The 24,450-nt window shown below is 63.8% G+C and carries 22 protein-coding genes and 3 pseudogenes; 17 read left to right on the top strand and 8 right to left on the bottom strand.

Going from position 1 to position 24,450, the window contains the following annotated elements:
- Positions 1–11 precede the first annotated feature (11 nt).
- From H9K75_RS14915 to H9K75_RS14900, 4 genes and pseudogenes are all read left to right on the top strand, one after another.
- Entirely contained in the window at positions 12–1,166 is a 1,155-nt protein-coding gene (locus tag H9K75_RS14915; RefSeq protein ID WP_187723215.1) for a thiolase family protein, read from the top strand.
- A gap of 7 nt (positions 1,167–1,173) precedes the next feature.
- Entirely contained in the window at positions 1,174–1,575 is a 402-nt protein-coding gene (locus tag H9K75_RS14910) for a Zn-ribbon domain-containing OB-fold protein (protein ID WP_187723214.1), read from the top strand.
- Between the two features lie 71 nt (positions 1,576–1,646).
- A pseudogene (locus H9K75_RS14905) lies at positions 1,647–2,647 on the top strand (tripartite tricarboxylate transporter substrate binding protein).
- Between the two features lie 46 nt (positions 2,648–2,693).
- A complete protein-coding gene (locus tag H9K75_RS14900) occupies positions 2,694–4,781 on the top strand; it encodes an acetate--CoA ligase family protein (RefSeq protein WP_187723213.1) in 2,088 nt (695 codons plus the stop codon).
- Positions 4,782–4,890: 109 nt separating this feature from the next.
- Here the strand turns inward: H9K75_RS14900 and H9K75_RS14895 are convergent, their stop codons facing one another.
- Complete coding sequence (locus tag H9K75_RS14895) at positions 4,891–6,432, bottom strand: IS5 family transposase (RefSeq protein WP_226858740.1); 1,542 nt, start codon at positions 6,430–6,432, stop codon at positions 4,891–4,893.
- Between the two features lie 1,023 nt (positions 6,433–7,455).
- Here H9K75_RS14895 and H9K75_RS14890 point away from each other — a divergent pair.
- From H9K75_RS14890 to H9K75_RS25210, 3 genes are all read left to right on the top strand, one after another.
- Positions 7,456–7,647, top strand: a complete 192-nt coding sequence (locus H9K75_RS14890; protein WP_187723212.1) for a hypothetical protein — start codon at positions 7,456–7,458, stop codon at positions 7,645–7,647.
- Between the two features lie 91 nt (positions 7,648–7,738).
- Entirely contained in the window at positions 7,739–7,915 is a 177-nt protein-coding gene (locus H9K75_RS14885; RefSeq protein ID WP_187723211.1) for a hypothetical protein, read from the top strand.
- On the top strand, positions 7,876–8,757 hold the full coding sequence (locus H9K75_RS25210; protein ID WP_187723210.1) for a collagen-like protein: 882 nt from the start codon (positions 7,876–7,878) through the stop codon (positions 8,755–8,757). Before H9K75_RS14885 ends, H9K75_RS25210 begins: the two co-directional genes overlap by 40 nt.
- Before the next feature lie 13 nt (positions 8,758–8,770).
- Here H9K75_RS25210 and H9K75_RS14875 read toward each other — a convergent pair whose 3' ends face one another.
- Entirely contained in the window at positions 8,771–9,859 is a 1,089-nt protein-coding gene (locus tag H9K75_RS14875) for a glycosyltransferase (RefSeq protein WP_187723209.1), read from the bottom strand.
- A gap of 226 nt (positions 9,860–10,085) precedes the next feature.
- On the opposite strand from H9K75_RS14875, the gene H9K75_RS14870 reads away from it, so the two are divergent.
- From H9K75_RS14870 to H9K75_RS14860, 3 genes are all read left to right on the top strand, one after another.
- On the top strand, positions 10,086–10,637 hold the full coding sequence (locus H9K75_RS14870) for a ferritin-like domain-containing protein (RefSeq protein ID WP_187723208.1): 552 nt from the start codon (positions 10,086–10,088) through the stop codon (positions 10,635–10,637).
- A gap of 107 nt (positions 10,638–10,744) precedes the next feature.
- Positions 10,745–11,311, top strand: a complete 567-nt coding sequence (locus H9K75_RS14865; RefSeq protein ID WP_226858238.1) for a DUF2939 domain-containing protein — start codon at positions 10,745–10,747, stop codon at positions 11,309–11,311.
- A gap of 125 nt (positions 11,312–11,436) precedes the next feature.
- Positions 11,437–11,682, top strand: coding sequence for a hypothetical protein (locus H9K75_RS14860; RefSeq protein WP_187723207.1), 246 nt, complete (start codon positions 11,437–11,439; stop codon positions 11,680–11,682).
- Between the two features lie 2 nt (positions 11,683–11,684).
- On the opposite strand, the gene H9K75_RS14855 is transcribed toward H9K75_RS14860, so the two are convergent.
- From H9K75_RS14855 to H9K75_RS14845, 3 genes are all read right to left on the bottom strand, one after another.
- Positions 11,685–12,491, bottom strand: a complete 807-nt coding sequence (locus H9K75_RS14855; protein WP_187723206.1) for a tRNA-uridine aminocarboxypropyltransferase — start codon at positions 12,489–12,491, stop codon at positions 11,685–11,687.
- 18 nt (positions 12,492–12,509) lie between these two features.
- Entirely contained in the window at positions 12,510–13,121 is a 612-nt protein-coding gene (locus tag H9K75_RS14850) for a class I SAM-dependent DNA methyltransferase (RefSeq protein WP_187723205.1), read from the bottom strand.
- A 125-nt stretch (positions 13,122–13,246) separates the two neighbouring features.
- A complete protein-coding gene (locus H9K75_RS14845) occupies positions 13,247–13,633 on the bottom strand; it encodes a VOC family protein (protein WP_187723204.1) in 387 nt (128 codons plus the stop codon).
- A gap of 193 nt (positions 13,634–13,826) precedes the next feature.
- Between H9K75_RS14845 and H9K75_RS14840 the strand changes: the two genes are divergently transcribed.
- The 3 genes from H9K75_RS14840 to H9K75_RS14830 all read left to right on the top strand — a co-directional run bounded on the left by H9K75_RS14840 (position 13,827) and on the right by H9K75_RS14830 (position 17,098).
- Positions 13,827–15,290 (top strand): aldehyde dehydrogenase, encoded by a 1,464-nt coding sequence (locus tag H9K75_RS14840; protein WP_226858236.1) that lies wholly within the window; start codon positions 13,827–13,829, stop codon positions 15,288–15,290.
- Between the two features lie 38 nt (positions 15,291–15,328).
- Positions 15,329–16,216: an NAD(P)-dependent oxidoreductase gene (locus H9K75_RS14835; RefSeq protein WP_187723203.1), complete on the top strand. Its 888-nt coding sequence runs from the start codon at positions 15,329–15,331 to the stop codon at positions 16,214–16,216.
- Positions 16,217–16,438: 222 nt separating this feature from the next.
- Positions 16,439–17,098 (top strand): DUF6348 family protein, encoded by a 660-nt coding sequence (locus H9K75_RS14830; RefSeq protein ID WP_187723202.1) that lies wholly within the window; start codon positions 16,439–16,441, stop codon positions 17,096–17,098.
- Here H9K75_RS14830 and H9K75_RS14825 read toward each other — a convergent pair.
- On the bottom strand, positions 17,091–17,267 hold the full coding sequence (locus H9K75_RS14825) for a hypothetical protein (RefSeq protein ID WP_187723201.1): 177 nt from the start codon (positions 17,265–17,267) through the stop codon (positions 17,091–17,093). The two genes, H9K75_RS14830 and H9K75_RS14825, sit on opposite strands and share 8 nt — an antisense overlap.
- Before the next feature lie 95 nt (positions 17,268–17,362).
- Between H9K75_RS14825 and H9K75_RS14820 the strand changes: the two genes are divergently transcribed.
- A complete protein-coding gene (locus H9K75_RS14820; RefSeq protein WP_226858234.1) occupies positions 17,363–17,887 on the top strand; it encodes a MarR family winged helix-turn-helix transcriptional regulator in 525 nt (174 codons plus the stop codon).
- A gap of 106 nt (positions 17,888–17,993) precedes the next feature.
- Here the strand turns inward: H9K75_RS14820 and H9K75_RS14815 are convergent.
- Positions 17,994–20,905, bottom strand: a pseudogene (locus H9K75_RS14815) (DNA topoisomerase III).
- A 95-nt stretch (positions 20,906–21,000) separates the two neighbouring features.
- Between H9K75_RS14815 and H9K75_RS14810 the strand changes: the two are divergent.
- From H9K75_RS14810 to H9K75_RS14800, 3 genes are all read left to right on the top strand, one after another.
- Positions 21,001–21,696: an SET domain-containing protein gene (locus H9K75_RS14810; RefSeq protein WP_187723200.1), complete on the top strand. Its 696-nt coding sequence runs from the start codon at positions 21,001–21,003 to the stop codon at positions 21,694–21,696.
- Positions 21,693–22,589, top strand: coding sequence for a biotin--[acetyl-CoA-carboxylase] ligase (locus H9K75_RS14805; protein WP_187723199.1), 897 nt, complete (start codon positions 21,693–21,695; stop codon positions 22,587–22,589). Before H9K75_RS14810 ends, H9K75_RS14805 begins: the two co-directional genes overlap by 4 nt.
- 63 nt (positions 22,590–22,652) lie before the next feature.
- Positions 22,653–23,444 carry an SPOR domain-containing protein gene (locus H9K75_RS14800; RefSeq protein WP_187723198.1) on the top strand — a complete coding sequence of 264 codons (792 nt, stop codon included), beginning with the start codon at positions 22,653–22,655 and terminating at the stop codon, positions 23,442–23,444.
- Positions 23,445–23,468: 24 nt separating this feature from the next.
- Here H9K75_RS14800 and H9K75_RS14795 read toward each other — a convergent pair.
- Positions 23,469–24,352 (bottom strand): annotated as a pseudogene (locus tag H9K75_RS14795) (N-formylglutamate amidohydrolase).
- Positions 24,353–24,450: the final 98 nt, after the last annotated feature.

Below are 24,450 nucleotides of genomic sequence, written 5' to 3'. Positions count from 1 at the left end.
AGACACAACCCATGCATCCCACAAGCCAGGCCTTCCTGCGCGGAGCCGGCTCGACCGCCTTTGGCCGACATGAAGGCCGCAGCGCGCTCGACCTCATGGCCGAGGCGGCCGGCGGTGCGCTGAACAGCGCGGGGCTCGAACGTGCGCAGATCGATGGCCTGCTGTGCGGCTATGCCACGACGCTGCCGCACCTGATGCTTTCCACACTGTTCTGCGAGCGCTTTGCTCTTCGGCCCGACTATGCGCACAGCATGCAGTTGGGCGGCGCGACGGGAGCTGCGATGCTGATGGCGGCGCGCGAGCTGGTGCGTTCGGGCCGCTGCCGCAACGTGCTGGTCGTGGCCGGTGAAAACCGCCTCTCGGGCCAGTCGCGCGACAGCTCGATCCAGACACTCGCGCAGGTCGGCGACGCGGACTACGAAGTCCCCAATGGTGCCTCGGTCCCTGCGTACTACGCGCTCATGGCGTCGGAGTACATGCAACGCACCGGTGTGAATTCCGCCGATCTGGCCGCGTTTGCGGTGCTGATGCGCGACAACGCGATCACGCATCCGGGCGCCCATCTGCGCACGCCCATCACCACTGCGGAGGTGCTGGCCAGCAAGTCGATCGCATCGCCGCTGTCGCTGCTCGATTGCTGTCCGATCTCCGACGGTGCGATGGCGCTGATCGTTTCTGCCGAGCCCCACCCGCAGGCCGCCATCGCCATGCGCGGCGCGGGGCAGGCGCATCGCCACCAACATCTCACCGCGATGGAGGACGTGATGCGCACCGGTGCGTCTGACGCCGCTTCCCTCGCGCTCGCGCAAGCGCGCATGGAGATCACCGATTTCGACTACCTCGGCATCTACGACTCGTTCACGATCACGCTGGTCATGCTGCTCGAGGAACTGGGTTTTGCACCGCGCGCAGGTGCCGCCGCGCGGCTGCGGCACGGAGACTTTGCGCGGGACGGCGCGCTGCCGCTGAACACGCACGGCGGCCTTCTGTCATACGGACATTGCGGCGTGGCGGGCGGCATGGCCCATGTCGTCGAGGCATGGCGGCAGATGAGCGATCAGGCCGGAGATCGCCAGTTGCGGAGCACTCCCTCGCGCGCCTTCATCCATGCCGATGGTGGCGTGATGTCGTCGCACGTCAGTCTGGTTTTCACGCGGGAAGGATGAGCACGCCATGATCACGAACACCACTGCCACCACGACGTCGCCCCACAAGCCGCTGTCCGCCCATTTCACGCAGGGACTGCTGGCCCATGTGATTCGCTACCAGCGTTGCCGCGCCTGCACTCACGCGCAGACGCTCGCGCGCTATGCCTGCCAGCGTTGCGGTGCGGAGCAGCTTGTCTGGCACGACGCCAGCGGCCTTGCCACGGTGCGCGCGAAAACCGTGGTGTCGCGTGCGCCATCCGACGATTTCCGCGCGCTGGCTCCGTACACGCTGGTCATCGTGGAGCTGGACGAAGGCCCGCGGCTCATGGGCCATGCCGATGCCGACGTGCAGATCGGCCAGCGCGTGAATGCGGGATTTTTTGAACACCAGGGCCGCGTGCTGCTGCGCTTCGAGCCCATAAGTTAGGACCGCCCACGAGGCTGGCATTCACCGCTTCATTCACACCCACCCAGAACGAGACCCAGGAGACAATCACCATGAACCGCAAGCATTCCACCCGCCGCCACACCGCATTGCGCTTGGCATGTATCGCCCTCTGCGGCCTCGCCGCACCGCTGATCGGCACGCAGGCCCTGGCCGCCGACTACCCGACCAAGGCGATCAGGCTGGTCGTGCCCTACCCGCCCGGAGGCCCGACCGACATCGTCGCGCGCGTGGTCGCGCAGAAGCTCCAGGAGCAGATGGGCCAGCCCGTCGTCATCGACAACAAGCCCGGCGCGGGGCCAACCTCGGCGCGGAGCAGGTCGCGCGCAGCGCGCCCGACGGCTATACCCTGATGGTGGCAACGACCGCGCACGCCATCAATCCGTCACTGTTTTCCAAGCTCAACTATTCGATCACCAAGGACCTCGCACCGGTCTCGCAACTCACCAGCGGCCCGCTCGTGATCGTCGCCACGCCGACGCTTGCGGCCAGCAACGTCAAGGAGTTGATCGCGCTCGCCAAGGCGAAGAATGGCGGCCTGAACTTCGCGTCGTCGGGCAACGGACAGTCCACGCACCTGTCCGCCGAGCTGTTCAACAGCCTGGCCGGCACCAGGATGAACCACATTCCCTACAAGGGCAGCGCACCCGCGCTCACCGACGTGATGAGCGGTCAGGCCGACCTGATGTTCGACACCATGCTCTCCGCCATGCCGTTCGTGAAGGGTGGCAAGCTCAAGGCGATTGCCGTGACCAGCAGCCAGCGCTCCCCGGTCGCTCCGGACATTCCTACGGTCGCTGAATCGGGCCTGCCCGGCTATGAAGCCATCGCGTGGAACGGCGTTCAGGCACCCGCCGGCACACCCAAGGAGATCATCGACAGGCTGAACGCCGAACTCAAGAAGGCGCTGGAAAACACCGAAGTGAGGCAACGATTCGAAGCACAGGGCTTCTCGTCCGCGTGGAATACGCCGTCTGCCTATGGTCAGTTCATCCAGGACGAGGTGGATAAATGGGCCAAGGTCGTCAAGGCGTCCGGAGCCAAGGTGGATTGACTGCCGCCGCCATTCAATGATCAACCCACTTGCCAGGCAGACTCAAATGGACCTATTGGAATCCGCGCTCAATCCACGCTCGGTGGCCATCATTGGCGCATCGGAGAACATTCACAAGATCGGTGGCCGACCGATCCACTACATGCAGCGCGAGGGCTATCTGGGTAAGATTTTCCCGGTCAATCCCGGGCGTGAGGAAATTCAGGGCCACCGATCCTATGCATCGCTCTCGGCGCTGCCCGAGGTGCCCGATCTGGCCCTGATCGTCGTCGGTGGCGACAGGACCGTGGCCGCCGTCGAGGAGTGTGCGGCGCGCGGCGTGAAGTCGGCGGTGATCATCGCCTCGGGCTTCGGCGAGACCGGCGCGGCAGGCAAGGAAGTTGAGCAGCACATGCTCGCCAAGGCCCGCGCCGCCGGAATGCGCCTCTACGGTCCGAACACCCAGGGGCTGGCGAATTTCGGCACCGGTGCCATCGCCGGTTTTTCGACCATGTTCATCGAAGTGCCGCCTGAGGACGGCCCGGTTGCGGTGATCAGCCAGAGCGGCGGCATGAGCTCGATGATCTATGGCCTGCTGCGCGGACGCGGCATCGGCGTGCGGCATGTCCACGCCACCGGCAACGAGGCCGATGTGACGGTCGGCGAGATGGCGCTGGCGGTTGCGCACGATCCCGACGTCAAGCTGATGCTGCTCTATCTGGAGAGCGTCAGCAAGCCCGAGATCCTCGCGCAGGCCGCCGCGTTCGCTCGCTCGCGCGATCTGCCCATCGTCGCTGTCAAGGCCGGTCGCACGGCGGGCGGGCAGCGCGCGGCCTCGTCGCACACCGGCTCGCTGGCCAACGAAGATCGCAGTGTGGACGCCTTCTTTCGCCACCACGGCATCTGGCGCGTGCGCGATCCGCATGAACAGGCGCGCGCCGCACAGGCCTATCTCAAGGGCTGGCGTCCGGACGGCAAGCGCCTCGTCGTGGTCAGCAATTCCGGTGCGAGCTGCGTGATGGGCGCCGATGCCGCCGACGATGAAAAACTGCCCATGGCCGAGCTTGCGCAAGGCACGCAGGACGCACTCGCCGCCAAGCTGCCCGGCTTCGCGACGACGCAGAATCCCATCGACATCACCGCCGCGCTGCTGTCCAACAGCGGCCTGTTTGGCGACGTGCTGCCCGAAGTGGCCAAGGATCCCGCCGCCGATCTTTTCTTCCTCAACATTCCCGTCGCCGGTGCGGGCTACGACGTGGAACGTTTCGCGCGCGATGCGGCAGCGTTCGAGGCCGCGGCGGGAAAGCCCGTCGCCATCGCCGCCTGGCAGGACAGCGTGGCATCGGCGTTTCGCGCCCAGGGAATGGCGATCTTTCCCAACGAGGGCGAAGCGATTGCCGTGCTCGCACAACTGGCCAACCACACGGCGCTCATGCGCCGCCCGCGCGTGGCGGCACCCGCGCCCACGCGCGTGACGCTGCCGCAGGGGACGGACCCTTTCCTGAACGAGGCGCAGAGCCTCGCCGTTCTGGCGCAGCATGGCGTGCCAGTCGTGGACATGCAGCTCTGCCAGACCGCTGACGAGGCTCGCACGGCCTACGGGCGCATCAGCGCCGACGGCAAGCGCGTGGTAATGAAGGCCTGTTCGCGCGACATTCCGCACAAGTCCGAACATGGCCTCGTCGCGCTCAACGTGAACTCGGCCGATCAGGCAAGCCAGTTGTTCGTGCAGTTCTGGAACAGGATGGACGAATTGCAGGCCACGCGCGACGGCGTGATCGTCGCGGCCATGCACGGCGGACGCCATGAATTCATGGTCGGCGCGCAGATCGATCCGGTGTTCGGCCCGGTGGTCGTGGTCGGCGATGGCGGCAAGTACACCGAGGCGCTCGACGACTGCGTGGTGCTGCTGCCGCCGTTCAGTGCCGAGGAAGTGCAGGCCGCACTACGCACCCTGAAAATCGCGCCGCTGTTCGACGGCGTGCGCGGCGAGCCGCCCATGGACATCGCTGCACTGTCACAACTTGCCGTGGCCATCGGGCATTTCGCGATGTCCGCCAGCGATCAGGTCTCGTCGCTGGACCTGAATCCCGTGCTCGTGGGATCCGTGGGAGAAGGCGCGATGGTGGTTGATGCGCTTGTGGAGCGTCGCTGATATTGGCCCGGCATATATCAACCAACCGCTTGTCAATCGGTCGTTTCTATGTGTCGCTGCGAGCCTACAAATAGATGAGAAATACATGGTCGTCCCTGAAATATTCATTTCAAGCGACTCTACCCTCGCCCAAGGGTTGCCAGCGCTCGCAGCCCATGACTCGCAGCCAGCCCGAACTGGCTCGCTCAAGTCCGGCGAGGGTTGTTCTCTCAACGCGACGCAGCCCTTCTGACGCCAGCGTGCATACGGCGTGCAGCCACAAAAAAATCGCCCACAAAAAGGCAATCCCCTTCCTCGCGATCATGCGCAGCAGCCACCTGAGGTTGTAGCCCGCCGCACACAACACCGCATGCACGCTGTCGCCCTGCTCGCCCTTGAGAGGGCAGCGGTTCATGCGGTGATCAGCCTTGAGGTGCCCGATGATCGGCTCGATGGCCTGGCGGCGCTTGAGTTGTTGCCGCTCCTGTGCGCTGAGCCGTTTGCTCTTTCCCCGGTGCACGATGCGCACATCCGGGTTGTCCGCATCCACACCCCGGTAGCCCAGATCGACAACGGCTCTCGTGGGCCGGGCCTGACAGTCCTGCATCAGGATGCGGCACTGCTCCAGTTGTTCGCTCAGCGTGTGTCCGTCATACGGATTGCCCGCAAACGCCCGGGCGCCCACGATCAGGTTGCCCCTGAGCGTGCTGGCGATGCCCACCTTCACGCCAAACTCGTAGGGCTGTCTGGCCTTGCCCTTGCTGATGCAGCTGACCTCCGGGGCATGCCATGCGTAGAGCTTGGGATGCCCCTCAACGGGTTTGCGCTGGCGGCTTTGGGTGGCGATGCGTGCGGCTTTGTCCAGGGTCTCTTGCAATGCCTGGCGCACCGCGTGACCAAGGGCGCTGGCCTTGCGCCCGATCTCGCGCACCAGCCTGCCCACGATGGTGCGCTGGCGCTTGATGGCCCGGCGCATGCGCTTGAACTGGCGGGCATGGGCGTAGCGTCCGGCCTTGCGGCTGAGTTCCTTGCCTTCCTTGGCAAAGGTCTGCTTGAGCTCGATGCCATTGTCCCTGGCGGCCTGCACCAGCCTGGCGCGTGCCGTCTCCAGCAGGCGGCTGTCGATGGGGTGGGCAATCGCCTTGGATTGCACGGTGCTGTCCACGATCACCTGGCTGAGTTGCTGAGGGGAGACCAGCTTGAGCTGCACGGCCACCCGAATCGTCTGCGCCAGCAATTCCTCCACGCCTTCTTCGCCCAGCAGTCGGCGGAATTTGACCAGGGTGGTGGCGTCGCAGGGCGGGCGATCCTCGTAGTAGGCGCAGCCCGAGAAGAACTGCCAGCGCGGCGTGTCCGCCCAGCGGGCCACCACTGCCTCATCCGATTCATTGAACGCGTGCTTGAGGTACAGCAGCGAGATCATGATGCGCAGCGGCACGCGCGGTCGCCCCGCATGGCTCGCGCGAGCAGCACGCTGCACCTGCTCGCCGAAGAGATCCAGATCGGGCAGAGCCGCACCTGTGCGCGCCTTGCGAGAAAAGACCTGGGCGACCTGCGCCTCGATCTCCTGCCAGGGCATGCGCGAGGCCAGCACAGCCAGCGGATGGCGCACATCGATCATGTGATCAATGCGCGAGCGGAAGAAATCATCGGTGGCGGGGCAGGCAAACATCACGGCAAAACTCCCAGAAAACTGGTGCTATTGGATAACAAACTGGGAGTTTTGGGGATCGAGAGTTGCCCCGAGAGGCTGTGTGCTTGCGGGTTCCTGAGGTTATTCAGGTGCGACTACATGAAATCGAGCGAATTTGAGCAATTAATCAACTCCATTTACATATGACCATTATAGAAAATACTAATCAATTGGATTGAAACAGCAATAGTAATCCAAGGAAATATTACCGCCATTCAACCCTAAAAAGCATATCTGACCCATCAGGAATCATGCGCGACGCGGCGTGGGTTTCAACATGATGAAACAATCGGCGTCGCTTAAGACCCAGTCAAAAGGCTTGTACATTCACGTGAATTTTGTGCGATGAATTGATATGGATCGAATAGAATCGATTTATTTAATTTCGAAACTAACACCGATCATAAAAAAGGATATTGATCTCTAATCACCTCAAGGCAACAACCGCGAGGGAATTATGCGAGTCAATCTCCCGTTGAAACCAATAGCCGTCTGCTGCACGCTGGCGTTGGTTCAGTCCATTGCGTGCGCCGACGTGACTATTCCCACCAATGGAATAATCACCCTCAATTCGGGATTTGAATCACTGGCCTGCACCAACCTTTCCGTGGGCGGGCAGTTGAATCTGAACACCGGCTCGCTGGTTCTCGCCAGGAATGCCCAGATCACGGCCGGAGGGGTCGTCAACGGAGATTCCGGACTCCTGGAAGTGAACGGTAGCTGGAGCAACGCGGGTACCTTCAACGCAGGCAGCAGCACGGTGAAATTCGCACGAGGCTGCGCGTCAGACACGGTTCAGGTGAGCGGCGTCACGGATTTTGCCAACCTGACGATCGACTCACAGAACGGGGCGCTTCACATTGTCCTGCCGCCCAACACCGTCCAGACCGTGAGCGGCGCCCTGAGACTCACTGGAGCCCCAAGGACATCTACATCGAAGGCGGCCAGTGCTCGGGCATCCGCCTGCTGGAGCAAGCCACCGCCACCGGACAGGATGCGAATGTGCATCTCGCACCGGGCGTGTGGATCGGCAAGACGCCCCCGGCAGGCTGTCCAGGCGGAGCGCCTGATCCGGAGATTTCACGCCCGACACCCGTGCCCGCCATCAATGGTCCGGGGCTGGGCCTGCTGACCGCGCTGCTGGCCGGGGTGTGCGGCGGCTCGTTGCGGCGAAGGCGGCAACGTCCAAACTGAGTCGACGACCGCGCCGCAGCGGCGACCACAGTCTTTCACTTCGCGAATCTCTCCACTTCCAAAACCTGAATCCACAAGAAGGGGTTGTCCCATGAACTGCGCACCAAACCGCATTGCTCGCACTCGTCTCTACCGTGCTCTCACGCTCGCCGTGGGAGCGGGCATCCTGGTCGCTGCGCCGCTGGTGCGGGCGGACGACGTGATTCTGCGCCCCCGGCTGCGGGGCGCGTGGTGGTTCAGGACAGCGGCGGCAGCAGCCTCTTCCTGAGAGTCGATGACACCGCTGCCAACAACGTATTCGTTCCCACGGTTCCGGCCTCGATGGCGCAACAGGCGCTCACCTGCTTCAACGCGGGTGGCCAATTGGGGCCGTGCTCGGCCAACGCCGGTGCCGGTCCCGATGGAGCCACGCCACTCACGGGAACCCTGGGCGCGACCGGAGCGACCGGCCCAGCCGGGGCTGCTGGAGCGACAGGGGCTACCGGACCCACGGGTGCGACTGGCATCAACGGAACACCGGGCCCCACCGGGCCGACGGGCGCACAGGGAATTGCAGGACCGATGGGACCGCAAGGCCTGCCCGGCATGATCGGGCCGCAAGGCATTCCGGGGGTTGCGGGAGCCAATGGTCCGACGGGTGTGACGGGCGCAACCGGTCCGACCGGCGCGACAGGTGCCATAGGCGCAACCGGCAGCACCGGGCCCGGCGTTGAGCCAGGCTATCTGTCGGCCAGCAACATCAGCGGTGCGATCATCAACGTTGTCATCGGCGGAACACCGGTCCCCCTGCCCTTCACGTTGAACTCCGCCAATTTCCTCGCCAACGGCACGAATACGGTCTTCACTGCCACGACCGCCGGGAGCTATCTGGTCTCGTACAAGATTCGCACCACCGCCGCGTTGTTGATGTCCGCGCGCGTAAGCATCAACGGCGTTCCCGCAGCGCCTCTGACCGATGCTCCAGGAGTTTCGGTATCTTCATTCGAGGCGCAGGCGATCATTGCCTTGGCGGCCGGTGACACCATTGCTCTCGAACTCGCGGACCTGATCGCCGCGGCCATTCTGCAGAACGGTGCGGGCGCTTACATGACCGTCGTTCGAGTTCAGTGAGACACCTGCGCTACTACAGCCCGTAGTACGCGCGATTCGCTTCGATCCGCGTTGTGTCGCTCTCGGGGAACAGGCGCTGCGCCAACAATTGCCTGAGCGCCTCGCGCCCCAGCGCCTGCTGCGGAGTGTAGAACGCGCTCACGGCCAGTTCGTCGAGAGCGCGCCAGCGGTATACCGATGCGTCGACGAACAGGAGGTCTTCGCCCGGAAGCGGCATCTTCGACGCCTGCAAGGCAAACAGGCTCGCGAGGGCGAACTCCTTGCGTTCGCGGCAAAAGCGGGCCAGCTCGCACAGCGGCTCCGCGCGCTGCGGCCGCGCTGCATAGGCCGCCAGATACGCCTCGCGCACCGCTTGCGGCGCGGCGCCGGTGCGCTCCATCAGCTTCGCGATCTGGAATTGAGCGAACCAGCGTTCTTCTTCCCAGCCACCCATGGCCGCGCGCTGGCGATATCGCGCAAGGCTCTGTTCTGGCCGCCCTGCATCACGGTAGCTCTGCGCCAGATAGAACACATAGCGCGCGTTCTGCGGCTCGGTTTGAAGCGCCGCCTCGAGCAGTTCTATGTCCCTGAGATAAGTCTCTGAATCCCGTGCGCGCGCGCCATCGTGCGATACGGCGATCACCGGCCCCGGCAGTCGCTCCCAGGGCGAGGCATCGGGTGCGGTGAGGAATTCATGCAGCACGCCTTCCCAGCGCCAGTCGCGGCGCGTGGCGATCAGGGCATTGCGCTGATATTCGGTGCCCGCCATGTGGCAGGTGAGAAAGTAGCCGTCGGCCTCAAGCGGCGGCCACTGGAACGGCGCGGGCATCTGAAGCTGCTCATCCGCGTCGATGAACAGCAGGTAGTCGGCCGTGGCGCGCGCCAGTTGCAGCGCTTCGTTGCGGTTATGGGCAAAGTTTTTCCATGGCCGCTCGTGCAACTCGCCGGGAACGTCCCGCATGAAGTCGCGAATCCGTTGCTGCGTGCCATCGCTGGAGCCGGTATCGACGATCACCCAGCGGTCTATCCACGGCTTGACGCTGGCAAGGCAGCGCTCGATCACATGGGCCTCGTTCCTGACGATCATGTTCAGGCAGATGGAGGGCTTGGAAAACGCGGTCATGGTCAGGGCCTGTTCACGGCAAAACAGCCGCAAATTCTAGGGAGCCGTCCTGCTTGCGCGATTGATTTTCCAAATCACTTGAGGCGTGCGCTCCTAGTGAATGTCAGCTTTGTCTCACAGACAAATCCGTGCCGATTGGCTACGGTTCCAAGGTGCCGACCGTGCGCGGAGCAGATACTTGCGAATACCAAGGCATCCATCACCCCCCATCCACAGGAATTCCACGATGACCACGACCAAAGCTTCCAAGAAGGAAAAATTGCAACTCGACCAGAAGCGCCTTGATGCGGCGAAGAAAAGCCTCGACAAGGGCGCCGTCGTGGCAAACGACGGCCCCTACCGCGAAGACATCATCCGCCTGCTCAACGACTCGCTGGCGACCGAACTGGTCTGCGTGCTGCGCTACAAGCGCCACCATTTCACGGCCACGGGTCTCGAATCGCCCGCCATCGCCGGAGAATTCCTGGTGCACGCCAATGAAGAACAGGCCCATGCCGACCGCATTTGCCAGCGCATCGTGCAACTCGGCGGCGAGCCCGACCTGAACCCGGATACGCTCACCAAGCGCAGCCATGCGGACTACAACGAGCAGCTCGAACTGCACGAAATGATCCGCTCGAACCTGATCGCCGAGCGCGTGGCCATCGAGGCATATACGCAGCTGATCGAACTGATCGGCGACAAGGATCACACGACGCGCCGCCTGATCGAGCAGATCCTGGAGCAGGAACAGGAACATGCCGATGAGCTCTCGGACTGGATGAAGAAGGCCGGCTGACCGCCCGCGCACCCATCCTGCAAGGCGACCGCATTCATGGCGGATCGCCTTTTTGCATTGTGCGAGCATGCGAACTGTCGCGACTCCTTCCCTATCCTGATCCACCCATGAAGAAAACCACCAACGTCATCGTCGCGGTCGTCGCCGTAATGGCTCTGGTCTTTGTCGCGCTGCTCTACGCCTCGCCCTACCTCGCGATGCGCTCCATCGGCAAGGCGCTCGATGCCAGGGATGCCGACGCGCTGTCGCAGTATGTGGACTATCCGGTGCTGCGCGAGAACATCAAGGGCAAGCTCATGAGCTCGATTGCGGACAGGCTTCCCGCGCAGGATTCGTCCAACCCGCTCGGCGGTCTCGGACAGGCGATTGGCGGCATGATGGTGGGCGCTGCGGTGGAGGCCATGGTGTCGCCCGCAGGCGTCATGGCGATGCTGCACTCGGGCCAGTTAGATCCCAGGCTGCCGCCCGCCAATAAGGCAAGGCGCGCACCCGAAGCCCGGCCCGACGACGCCTCCGGCAAAGACTCCCGCGATCAGAACAACGACCGCAACTTCTCGGTGGACTATCAGGGCTTCAGCAAGGTGCGTGTATCCAGAAAAAGCGATCCGGCCCGTGCCTTCATCTTCCGCCGCGACGGACTCATGGGATGGAAGCTGATCAACGTGGACCTGTGACGCAAGCTGCGCGGCAGGGCGGCGCAGACCACACAATGTCCTCGACACGGTCAGCCTTTTGGCTGACAAGCGCTCACGCGGGCCTGAAGTAAAACCGGTGCATATCCACCCTAGGAGTCCCCCGCATGTCCAATGCTCCCAGTCCACAGGAAACCGTCGCCAAGCGCATTCTCTTCATCATGGTCAACGAGCAGGGACTGCGCGCCGGTGACGGCATGAGTCCCGACAATCTCACGCATGACCTGACACGGCACGACATCGATCAGGTGCAGCAACAAGAGGCGATTGAATTTGCCAAGGACAAGGGCTGGCTGCGAGATGGCCCATATGGCGAATTGCAACTCACCGAGACAGGCTTCGCGGTCGACTGAGGTCAGCGCGCAAGCAGTTCGCGCAACTGTTGATGCTCCACGCCATCCCGCAAGGGTGGGCGCTGGTTGCGCGCCTGTTCGTAGTGGTGCGAGAACACGTCCAGCCACGCCGACAGCACCCGCGAGGCGCCCTCGTCGCCCGACAGTTCGAGGCACAGCGCCGCCACTTCGCTCGTACAGAAATGGTCGCCACGGTGCGAGCGGCGCAGACGATATGCCGAGACCTGATCCGGTTGCAGGCTGAGCACCGGAAATCCATCGAGGTACGGGCACTTGTGATACATCTTGCGCGCCTGCGACCACGTCCCGTCGAGCAAGATGAACAGCGGGCGTCTGTCATGCGGTGCGGCGCAAGCCGCGAACGAGTCCATGCCCGCCTGTACGTCGTGCACCACGCGCCGGGGTTCGGTCACGTACTCCGCGGGAAAAACGACGAAAGGCTGCCACCGCGGATCACGCAGCAGCTCAAGCAGTCCGGCATCGGCGTCGATGCGCGACCAACCGAACGCAAACGTGTCGGGCACGACATCGGCAATCAGCCAACCCGTGTTGGAAGGCTTGATCGGCTCGGCGTCGTGCATGAGCAGGCAGATGCCGGCGCGCGTGCCCGGCTGGCGCACCTCGCTGTCGCAGGTGCAATGCGAAGGCCGCAAGCGGCATCCTGCGCAACGCTCGCCCTTGGGTCCACCGCGCGCGCGAAACGGGCGCGTGCTGACGGCCAGACGCGCCGCGCGCAGTCGCGCCACGGCGTGTGGTTCGCGCTCCGAGTTCTTTAGGGCCGATGCCTGCTGATTCATGCTCATGCTCATGCGGACAGATTCCGGGCGTCAGCCCTGACGGCATTCCAGCTCGAACATCGGCACTTCGCTGTGTTCGCTGAGCCAGAGCCCGCCACCCAATTCGCGAAAACCGGCGTCCTCCAGGCCACGCCGATAGAGCGCCGCGCGGTGCCGAAACAGGCGCGGATCGGTCAGGTCCTCGTCGATCACGCCGCGCTCATAGTCTTCGCGGCTCACGGCCTCGACGTACAGACCGCCGCGCGTGAGCCGCCCCAGATTGGCCAGCGCCAGCTTGAGATCGGCCGCGCTCAGATAGGGCAGCACGCCCTGACAGATCACCAGGTCGAATAGCCCCCCGTCGCTGCGGTAATCGACCACCGAGCCCTGCTCCCAGCCAAAGCGTTCACAGAGATAGCTGCTGAACTCCACGCCGTGATAGGTTGCACCGGGAAAGTGCGCGCTCACCGCCTCGCGCCACAGGCCAATGCCGCAGCCGACATCGAGCACCCGGGCAACGGGCACGCGCAGATACGCAAGATAGGAGCAGACGAAGGAACCCAGGCGCTTCGCATGCTCGACATCGATCACGCTGGTCTTCTTGTCAAAATAAAACCGCTGGTAGTAGGACTCGTCAAACCACTGCTCGCTTGCTGATTGCACGCACTCTCCGAAAAAAGGGAAATCCCAAAAAACGCCTCGCCAAAGAAAAAAAACGGCGCGGCGAAGTATCGCCCACGCCGCTTGCCGGTGCTCACGCAGCGGTATTCATTCGCGGATCATCGCGATCAGACGTTCTTCGGTGGGCGATACAGCAGGCAGATCTTGTTGCCATCAGGATCGCGCAGGTAGGCTAGATACAGCCGCGCCGCCCCTTCGCCGCGATACCCCGGCGGGTCCTCGGCCGTCACGCCACCATGGGCAAGACCGACCGCATGCGCCTCGTTGGCCTGTTCTTCCGACAGCGCCGCAAACCCGAGCGTGCTGCCATTGCCGACACTGGCGGACTCGCCATTGATCGGTGTGCTGATCGCGAACGTCCCGCCCGAGCCGCGCCAGAAAAACCGGTTCCTGTTGGCCACGCCCGGTGCAATGCCAAGCGTGCCGAGCAGCGCGTCGTAGAACTTCCTGGATCGCTCCAGATCCTGAACACCGACCATGATGTGACTGAACAAGATGCATCTCCTTCGTTGTGATTGGGTGGACGAGAGGTTCAAGAATAGCCGATGCCCACATCCCAGCGGGCCCTGCTTCGCCGGAGCCCGCATTCATCAGCAATTACCCTAATTTGATCGAGTTCCAGCTTGCCCTAAACTGACTTTTAATAGAACCATAGTTCTGACAGGCAGACCAAACAAAAGGCAAGCGATGAGCAGTTCCATGAAGAAAATGTGGGTTGGCGGCCAGGCGGTGGATGGCGATGTGGGGGTGGCGCCGCTCGTGTCGGTGAACCCGGCCACGGGCCAGGTCAACTACGAAGTGGCCGCCGCCGGGGCCAAGGCGGCCGATGCGGCGGTGAAGGTGGCCGATGAGGCGGCGCGCGATCCGAAATGGCGCAACATGCTGCCGCCCGCGCGGGCAGCGATTCTCTCGAAGATTGCCGACGGCATGGAGCGGCGCGGCGAGGAACTGGCGCGGCTGCAGATGATCGAGAACGGCAAGGTCTGGCGCGAATGCCAGACGCAGGTGAAAAGCGCCGCCGCCACGTTTCGCTACTACGCGGCGGTGTGCGAGACCACGGGCTCCGAGGTGACTCCGGCGCGCGGCGACTATCTCTCGATGTCGGTGTATGAACCCTATGGCGTCGTCGCCGCGATCACGCCGTGGAATTCGCCGATGACCATGGAGGCGCAGAAGCTGGCGCCCGCGCTCGCCGCCGGTAACGCGGTGATTCTCAAGCCGTCGGAAATCACGCCGTCCACCGGCCTGTTGCTGGCCGAGATCGCGCAGCAGGCCGGATTGCCGCCGGGCATCCTCAACGTGCTGCCGGGCACCGGCCAGCAGGTGGGCGCGGCGCTGGTCGAGCATCCCCGCGTGCGCATGGTGTCGTTCACCGGAGGCACGGAAAGCGGCCGCCGCATTGCCGAGACCGCGGCGCGCAAGCTCATGCCGGTGGCGCTGGAGCTGGGCGGAAAGTCGCCGCACATCGTGTTCGACGATGCGCCCGTGGACGCTGCCGTGGCGGCGCTGGCGGGTGGCATTTTCGAGGGCAGCGGCCAGTCCTGCGTCGCCGGCTCGCGCGCCTTCGTGCAGCGCGGCGTGTACGACGAGGTGGTGAAAAAGCTCAGCGCCGTGGCGCGCGCGCTCAAGGTCGATCTGCCCGATGCGGCGGGTGCCGAAATGGGCCCGCTCGCCACCCTCGCGCATCGTGACAAGGTTGCGGGCATGGTGGACGCGGCGCGCGCCGCCGGTGCGCAAATTCTGGCAGGCGGCGCACGCCCCGATGGCAAACAACTCGAAGGCGGCGCGTACTACCAGCCCACGCTGATCGGCGGCATAGACAACAATGCGGCGATAGCGCAGCAGGAGATCTTTGGCCCGGTGCTGTGCATGATCGCGTTCGACGATGAGGACGATCTGATCGCGCAGGCGAACAACTCCTGCTTCGGCCTCGCCTCGGGTGTCTGGACGCGTGACTACCAGCGCGCCTGGCGCGTGGCGCGCGCGCTCGAGGCGGGCACGGTCTGGATCAACACCTACAAGCAGCTTTCGATCGCTACGCCGTTTGGCGGCTTCAAGGACAGCGGCATCGGTCGCGAAAAGGGCGTTGGCGGCATGCGTCTGTACCAGCAACCCAAGGGTATCTACTTCGGCATGGGCCAGCTCGCCTGATCCGCAGCCCGATCCGCAATGAAAGAAGAGACTTTGAAATGAGCAATCCCACACACATCGGCTTCATCGGACTTGGCGTCATGGGCGAGCCCATCTGCCGCAATCTCGCACGCAAATCCGGTGCGCGCGTGATGGCGTTCGACCTGTCGAAGGAGCCGCTTCAGCGCCTTGCCGCCGATGGCGTGAAGACCGCAGCGACGCCCGCCGAAGTCATGCAGCAGTGCGATGTGGTGTTCCTCTCCCTGCCCTCGGGCGAGGTGGTGGCGGCCCTGAGCCGCGATGCGAACGGGCTGCTCGCCAACGCGCGCGCAGGCCAGATCGTGATCGATCTGAGCACGTCGTCGGTAAACACCACGCGCGAACTCGCCGGGGAGTTTCAAGGCAGGCAGGCGCGTTGGGTCGATGCGCCCGTCGCCCGCACGCGTGCCGCGGCCGAGGCAGGCACGTTGGCGGTGTTCGTGGGAGCCACGCCGGAGCTGTTCGCGCAGGTACGCCCCCTGATCGCCACCTTCGCCGCCGACATCGCGCTCTGCGGTCCGGTCGGTTGCGGTCAGGTGGTCAAGATCCTGAACAACATGATGCTGTTTGAACACGTCGTGGCGATCAGCGAGGCCAAGAACATCGGGGAGCGCGCAGGGGTCGATCCCAAGGTGCTGTTCGAGACGCTCACCCAGGGTTCGGCCGACAGCTTTGCGCTGCGCAACCACGGCATGAAGGCCGTGCTGCCGGGCGAGTTTCCCGAACGTGCCTTTTCGGTCAGGTATGCGCAAAAAGATTTGCACTATGCGCTGCAACTCGCTGATGAAACAGGCGTGGACGCACGCGGCGCAAAGCTCGTCGATGAATGGTTCGATCAAGCGATTGCAAGCGGCGCGGGTGACCAATACCACCCGGTCATCAGCACATTGATGGCCAGAAAAGACTGAGTCCTTGTCGCCCCACGGACAAAGTCCGTGCAGCGGAATCGCTAACGCTTCTGTTGACCTATTTGAAGTTGCATTTGCACGCAAATTCGGCCGCGTTTTGTCGCAAACGAGTCGCTACGATGATCCGGTACGTTATCCTGCGTGACTGTCATGGAATCTTTGCCTCCCCAAGTTCTTCAGCAAATCCTGACGGAGGTTCTGCACGCGCGAGACATGTCTTGCATGACCTCCGAGGATGGGCAACGGCTCACGCTGCAAAACGGACTGGTGCTGGAGCCGCTGCTCATGGCCGCCGAGGCCAAATCGCCGCACGCAGCGCACACGTCGACCGTGATCGAGGTCAGCCACGCAACGCTGTTTCCCCATCCGATTTTCGAGTATCAGCATGCCAGCGGCACGACGCGCGAAGACGCCCTGCGTGATGGCTTCGAGCAGTGGGCGGACATGGATCTCGTCACGCTGACCGATGCCTGCCGGTCAACGCCCGACAGTTGCTCGGTACTCGAACTCCGCTACGAACTCGGTGACGACGGCTTCATGCGGGACCGCCAGGTTTTGCTCGGGCCGATGACGCACTATCAGGAATATGCGTCGAGCGAGTCCGAAGACCATGCGTTCTGTCCCTGTTGCCTGCTCACCAACAGCCTTGATGCGTTCGACTCCCTGCTCAGAAGCGAGCGTTTTCTGGCGATCCGCCTCTACGCCACGCGCGACGGCGAAGGGCATTGCAATGCCGATTGCCGCGTGAACGGGCAGGATTTTCCGGCCGCCCTGCCGATGCTGCGCGAATACGCGCGCACCTGGCCGGACGCCGGCATGGAGTTTCGCAAGCAGTACGTGGTGATACGCAATTCCGAGTCAAAGTCGGCACTCTCTACCTGACGCCACCCACTCCGGCGTCCACGGTGCCGAAGACCGTGACCCCGCTGGCATCGCCCGCTTGCGAACCAGGACTCTGCGCCGAGGTGCGCTGGGTCGTGCACGCGGCCAGCAACGAAGCCAGTCCCAGAACGATGACGGCGGTCGCAAGGCGTGTGGAGGAGGATCGCATGGCTGGGTTCCCTGAATTCGGCGCAGAAAAAGAAGACCATGGTAAGTCAAGGCCCCGAATGCTTTGAGCAACGCCTGTAATACCGCAAAATCGCCATGGTGAAACCGAAAGAAAAACCACCCAACCCTTACGCCGGTCTCGGGCGCGAAGAGTCGCTGCTCAGGTTCACGCGCAGCATGGGTTTTTGCAACGCGCGCTATGCGCCGATTGCGAACAAGGCGATGGCGCATCTGGGCCTGTCGGAAGCATCGACCTGGCCGCTGCTCGTGGTCGCGCGCTATGGCGACGGTTTGCGACAGGGCGTGGTTGCCGACATTCTGGGCATCAAGGCGCCATCGCTGGCTCGCCCGCTGGACCATCTGGAGCGTGAAGGCTTGATCGAGCGCCGCGACGATCCCGTCGATGGTCGCGCCAGGACGCTGCATCTGACGCGCGCCGGTCACGCGCTCACCACCCAGATCGAGGCCGCCCTCCAGCCCGTGCGCGAACAGTTATTCCAGGGCGCGAGCGATGCCGACATCCGCGCCTGCCTGCGCGTGTTCGCCCTGCTCGAAGACCGCATGGGCCGCAGCATGCCGGATGTGCAACCGCTGCCCAGAGAAGACGCGCCGCACGACTAGCGCCTGTTCACACAACGCGATCCCCGTGTGTTGTGTGAACAGGCCCTGGCATCGATGCCACCGCGCGAACATGCGGGGCCCAAGGCCGTCGCTGTCGGACGCGCCTTCAGCTCACATGCTTGCCCACGATGCCGGCAATCTCGAACATCGTCACCTTGTCCTTGCCGAACACCGGGCGCAGCTTGGCGTCGGCCAGAACGGAACGCTTGTCCGCCGGGTCCTGCAGGTTGTGGGCCTTGATGTAGTCCCAGATTTTCTTGACCACTTCGGGGCGCGAAACCGTGCCTTCGCCGATCACCGCTGCAAGTTCTGCGCTGGGCTTGAGCGTACCGACCGCAGGGGCCTTCTTCTTGGCCGGTGCCTTCTTGGCGGCAGGCGCTTTCTTGGCAGCGGCCGTGGCGGCCTTTTTGGCTGCCGGTGTCTTGGCCGATGCGGCTGCGGTCTTGCGCGGCGGGAACTTCGAGTCGCGCTTTTCGAACTCGAAATTCACCTTGCCTTCGGCGGCATCCCACACGAGGAAGGCCTTGAATGCGCGGCGCGTGCGCATGCTCACGAACTTGTCGAGCAGATCGGTCTTGCCGGTTTCGAGCAGCTTGTGCATCTGTGCGCGCTCGATCGGTTGCTGCAGGATGATCTTGCCGCTCTTGAACTTGCAGCTTGGCGTCGGCTGCTGCTGCGTTGGCACGGACTTGCTGCACACATAGTTTGCGCCGTGCTCGTACACGGGCGCTCCACAGACGGGGCAGTTGCCGAGGCTTTCCTGGCCCGAGAAATCCACCAGCTCGCCCGACTCCTCATCGGCCTTGTCGTCACCGAAGTCGAACTCGAGCTTGAAGTTGTTGTTGTCCTCATCGCGCACGATGGCGACTTCAGCGGTGAACGGCCAACCGGCCTTGGAGCGGAATCCTTCGAGCGGCCCGATGCGGCGATCACGCAGCAGCGTTTCGGCCTCCTGGGTCTCGAACGTGCGACCCGCAGGTGACTTGGTGAACGAGAAGCCACAGCCTTCGCTACCATCGCCCGCCTTGCCGGTGCAGGCGAAGCGGCGGTAGTTCTCCTTGACCACGCCGCCGCAGTTGGGGCATGGCGTCGTGAGCGTGGCGTAATCGCCGGGAATCGTGTCGCGGTCGTATTCCTTGGCCTTCTTGACGAGCTTTTCCGTCATGGCCTGAATCTGCTGCATGAAGGCTTCGCGCGAGAGTTGGCCCTTTTCCATCTGCGAGAGCTTGTATTCCCATTCGCCGGTCAGATCGGCGCGCGAGAGTTCCTCCACGCCGAGACCGCGCAGCAGCGTCATGAGCTGAAACGCCTTGGCCGTCGGGATCAGCTCGCGGCCTTCGCGCAGCATGTATTTTTCGGTGATCAGACCTTCGATGATCGCGGCGCGCGTGGCTGGCGTGCCCAGCCCCTTTTCCTGCATGGCTTCGCGCAGTTCATCGTCGTCGATCTGCTTGCCCGCGCTCTCCATCGCGCCGAGCAGCGTGGCTTCCGAATAGCGTGCGGGTGGCTTGGTCTTGAGGCCCTTGGCCTCGGCGTGGTCGGTGCGCGGCGTCTCGCCAGGTTTCACCGGCACGAGCGGCTGGCCTTTCTCGCCTTCCTTCGCGCCATCGACCTCATTGGCGGCTTCCTTGCCGTAGATCGCCAGCCAACCGGGCTTGACCAGCACCTTGCCCTCGGTCTTGAAATTGTGGCCCACGACCTGGCTGATGCGCGTGGTGACCTGGTATTCGGCGCTCGGGAAGAACACCGCCATGAAACGGCGCACCACGAGGTCATAGAGCTTCTGTTCGGCTTCCGAGAGACCAGAGGGTGCCTGCGTGGTCGGGATGATGGCAAAGTGATCCGACACCTTGCTGTTGTCGAAAATGCGCTTGCTCGGACGCACGTAGTTGTCGTCGAGCGCCTGCTTGGCGAACGGCGCGAGATGGCGCATGCCACTCGTGGCGAGCATGCCGAAGGTTTCCCTGGCGACCGGCAGATAGTCCTCGGGCAGCGCGCGCGAATCGGTACGCGGATAGGTCAGCGCCTTGTGGCGCTCGTACAGGCTTTGCGCGAGCGCGAGCGTGGTCTTGGCCGAGAAGCCGAATTTGCCGTTGGCCTCGCGCTGCAGGCTGGTCAGGTCAAACAGCAGCGGCGATGCCTGCGTGGTCGGCTTGGATTCCTCGGTCACCGTGGCGGGCTTGCCGCGCACGGCGTCGGCAATGGTGACGGCGTCCCTGTGGTTCCAGAGGCGGTCGGCCCTGGCCTCCGGGTCCTCGGATTTCTTCCACTTGGGATCGAACCACTTGCCGAGATAGTCGCCCGACTCGGCATGAAAGCCTGCGTGCACCTCCCAATAGTCGCGGCTCACGAACTTGCGGATTTTTTCCTCGCGCTCGACCACCAGCGACAGCGTCGGCGTCTGCACGCGGCCCACCGTGGTCAGGAAGAAGCCGCCATCGCGCGAGTTGAACGCGGTCATCGCACGCGTGCCGTTGATACCCACCAGCCAGTCGGCCTCGGAGCGGCTGCGCGCGGCGTTGGCCAGGCCCTGCATCTGCGCGTCGCTGCGCAGATGCTTGAAGCCGTCGCGGATCGCCTGCGGCGTCATGCTCTGCAGCCAAAGGCGCTGCACCGGCTTGCCGAGCGCGCCCTTGGCACCGCCCGCGTATTGCTCGATCAGGCGAAAGATCAGTTCCCCTTCGCGGCCCGCGTCACAGGCGTTGATGAGTTCGGTGACGTCCTTGCGCTTGGCCTGCTTGACCACCGCGTTCAGGCGCGTCTTGGTCTTGTCGACCGGTTTCAGATCGAAGAACGGCGGAATCACCGGCAGGTGCGCAAAACTCCATTTGCCGCGCTTGACGTCGAACTGCTCGGGGCCTGAATCTCCACGAGGTGACCAACGGCGCTCGTGACCACGTAGCGCTCGCTCTCAAAATATTCGTCGTGCTTGTCGAACTTTCCCGCAACGGGCGTAAGCGCCCGCACGATGTCCTGTGCAACCGACGGTTTCTCTGCAATGACCAGCGTTTTATTCATTTGATGTGGGTTCGCCTTCCGGCGCTTCTACAATTCGGCTTCACGCGCGCACGCGCACGCATGTGTACATATTCAAACTAACAGAGTTTTCAGCCATGGCTCGCAACGCACCCTCCAATATCCCGATGATTCCGTCGGGTCGCCGCATCCAGACGCGCCAATCGGGCGTGCATGGAAAGGGCGTATTCGCGTTGCAGGACATTGCGGAGGGCGAGGTCATCATCGAGTACATCGGCGAGGTGATCGGCTGGCAGGAGGCGCAGGATCGGCATCCGCACGACCCCAGGCAACCCAACCACACCTTCTACTTCCATGTGGACGAAGACCACGTCATCGATGCAAAACACGGCGGCAATTCGGCGCGCTGGATCAACCATAGCTGCGATCCCAACTGCTACGCAGATGAGATCGACGGCCGGATTTTCATCACCGCCCTGCAAAACATTCCTGCTGGCGAAGAGCTCAACTACGACTACGGCCTGATTATCGAGGAGCGTTATACCGCGAAACTCAAAGCCGAATATCCCTGCTGGTGTGGCAGCGAAAACTGCCGGGGCACGCTGCTGGCCCCGAAACGCGGCTGGGTGCCCAAGGGAATGGAGCCCGCCGGGAAGAAGAAAAAGTCGAAATCGGCCGATAAAGCAAAGAAATCAGATTCAAAAAAGATAGCTAAACCGAAGCAGAAAAAAACCGACGCGCACCAATCGGCGGACAAGGACCAGAGCAAGGCCAAAGCAAAGCACAAGCCCAAGGACAAGAAGCCAGGCAAGGCCGGGGGCAAGAAAAAGTGAGCGGTTCGCCCCGCGCACAGCCGGTTCGCTGGCCCGCCGAGGCCGTCTGGCAGGCCGTCGTCGCCGATGTGCCGGACTTCAGCGTGGAAATCGTACCAAGCATCGATTCCACCAATACCGAACTCATGCGCCGCGCGCGCGCCGGTCGCTGCGAGCCGATTCTGCTCGTGACCGAGGAACAGACCGCCGGGCGGGGGCGTCTGGGTCGCCCGTGGCAGAGTCAGGAAAGCCCGCATGCCGCGCAGGAGCGCGGCCCGGCCTCGCTCATGATGTCGCTCGGCCTGCCGCTCGCCCCCCGGGAATGGTCCGGACTGTCGCTGGCCGTGGGCACCAGCGTGGCGGACAGCATACAGCCCGAAATTCCGCGCGACGGCAGCGGCGTGCCGCGCGTCGGCCTCAAATGGCCCAACGATCTGTGGCTGGCAGGTGATCGCAAATTCGGCGGCATTCTTGTCGAGACCGCGAGCCTGGTCGCGCCCCAGGGCTCACTGCCGCAGGAAGACGCGAGCGGCACGCGCTACGTCATCGTCGGCGTTGGCCTGAACGTGCTGCCCCGCCCGGGCGAGGGCATGACCACACAGCCCGCGTGCCTGGCCGAGATCGATGGCCGCTGGACGGCACCTGAAGCCCTCTTGCGCGTGGTCCCACCACTGGTCAGGACCCTGCAAACCTTCGCACGCGCGGGCTTCGCACCGTTCAAGAGCCGCTTCGCCCAGCGCGACCTGCTGTCGGGTCGCGCCGTGCACCTGAGCAATGGCGCGAGCGGCATCGCGCGCGGGGTGAGCGATGACGGCACCCTGCTGATCGAAACCGGCGCGGGCTTGCAGCCGGTCAACAGCGGCGACATCAGCGTGCGCCCGATCGGACAGGCGTTGCCGGGCATCGCACACTAAAATCGACCCTCACAAAGCAATAGCAAAGAACACAAAGCTTCAGAGGGAAGGCCACCACACATCATGTTGCGAATCGCCGTACTGGTTCTCCTGCTCGCCAACGCGGGCTACTACGCCTGGTCTCAGGGCATGCTGCGCTCGATGGGCTGGGGGCCGTCCGTGCAGGTCGAACCGCAGCGGCTGAACCAGCAGATCGAGCCGCAGAAGATGCAGGTCACGCCCATCAAGCCAGGCGAGCAGACCGCCGCCGTGCGCGTCCCTGCCGCTTCGACCACCGCCCCGGCCACCGTCGCCGCGTCGAACACGCCATCGGCGGGCGCAGCCTCGTCGGCCTCGGCGGCTGCCGCCAGTGCTCCTGCCACGCCACCGATTCCTCCCGCCGCCGCCAGCAGCGCCCACGTGCGCACCGTGTGCCTGCAAGCAGGTCCGCTTGACGAACAGCAGGCGCAGGCGTGGCGCTCGGCAGCGCGTGGCGTGCTGCCCGATTCGAGCTGGAAGCTCGATGCGTCGTCGGTTTCGGGTCGCTGGATGGTCTACATCGGCAAACTGGCGGACGACGAGGCTGTCGCGAAGAAACGCGCCGAACTCAAGACCCTGCAAATCGACTACGACCGCCCCGGCCCTGCCTTCGAGCCAGGCCTGTCGCTGGGCCGTTTCTCCAGCGAGGAAGCCGCCCAACGCATGCTCACGCAGCTCACGGGCAAGGGCGTGCGCACCGCCAAGGTGGTGGTCGAGCGCAAGGAGGCGAGCACCTACACGCTGCGCCTGCCAGCGGTGGACGAGGCCACGCGCGCCCGGCTGCAGCGCGACTTCAAAACCGCGCTGGCTGGCAAGCCATTGCAAGGCTGCAATTGACGACCGTGGCCAGCACCTGAGCGACTACAGCTTGCGCGGATCGGTCTTGAGCAGCCACTCCACCAGATCACGCAGATCCTGCTTGAGCTTGTCAAACCCGGGCTGGATGATCTCCAGCGTCTCTTCGTTCATGTAGATCTTGCGGTTGATCTCGATCTGGATGCTGTGGCGATGCTCTTCGGGTTGCCATAGCGCCGCACGAGTTCGACGCCCTTGTAGGGGTGGTTGTATTCCACGTCGTGGCCGCGCGATCGCAAAAAGTCGCAGACCATCATCGACAGTGCGGGCGAGGCCGTCGTGCCATCGCGGTCGCCGACCACGAAATCCGCATGTTCGAGCCCCGGATGCAGCGTCGCATGGCTTGCCGCCACCGAAGGCATCGAATGGCAGTTGATGTGGATGCTGTAGCCGTGGCGCGCATGCGCAGCGTCGATGGCCTGCGACACGGCGGCGTGGTAGGGCGTCCAGCACTCGGCAATGCGGCGCTGGCCTTCCTCGACCGTCAACTGGCGCTCGTAGATCGCCTGTCCATCGTCGGTATAGCGCCAGATCAGCCCCTTGCCGAGGCGCACCTTCTGCAGCGTGACCTCGTCCTCGGTCACGCCATGCGGCCATTCGCCGTCGAACAAATCGACATCGACTTCGGTGGTGTCGCGATTGGCGTCGAGATAGATGCGCGGGAAAAGCGCCTCGATCCACGCCACACCCATCAGCGGCGCGAAGTCGTAGAGCTTTTCGACATGCGTGTCCTCGGCCTGCCGCAATACCGAACGCGGCAGCACGGAGCCGAAATCATCGGGATAGTCGGTGCCGCTGTGCGGCGAATCGAGCACCAGCGGCGTGCTGCCGGGCGCAACGCTGAATCGCCTGTGGGTGGCGCTGCCTGATGAGCGGGAAGAATCTGTCATGGGCTGTTGTCTCACTTCGTCGTGTTTCTGCACGTCGCGAAACCCGCCAGCGTGGCCGCATCGTCATCAAGGCTTCATCGACGTGTGAGGAGCAGCAT

The sequence above is a fragment of the Diaphorobacter aerolatus genome, from assembly GCF_014489535.1.
Taxonomy (GTDB): domain Bacteria; phylum Pseudomonadota; class Gammaproteobacteria; order Burkholderiales; family Burkholderiaceae_C; genus Diaphorobacter_A; species Diaphorobacter_A aerolatus.
The sequence above is the reverse complement of the archived record's forward strand: the minus strand, read 5'-3'. Positions and strand labels throughout refer to the sequence as shown.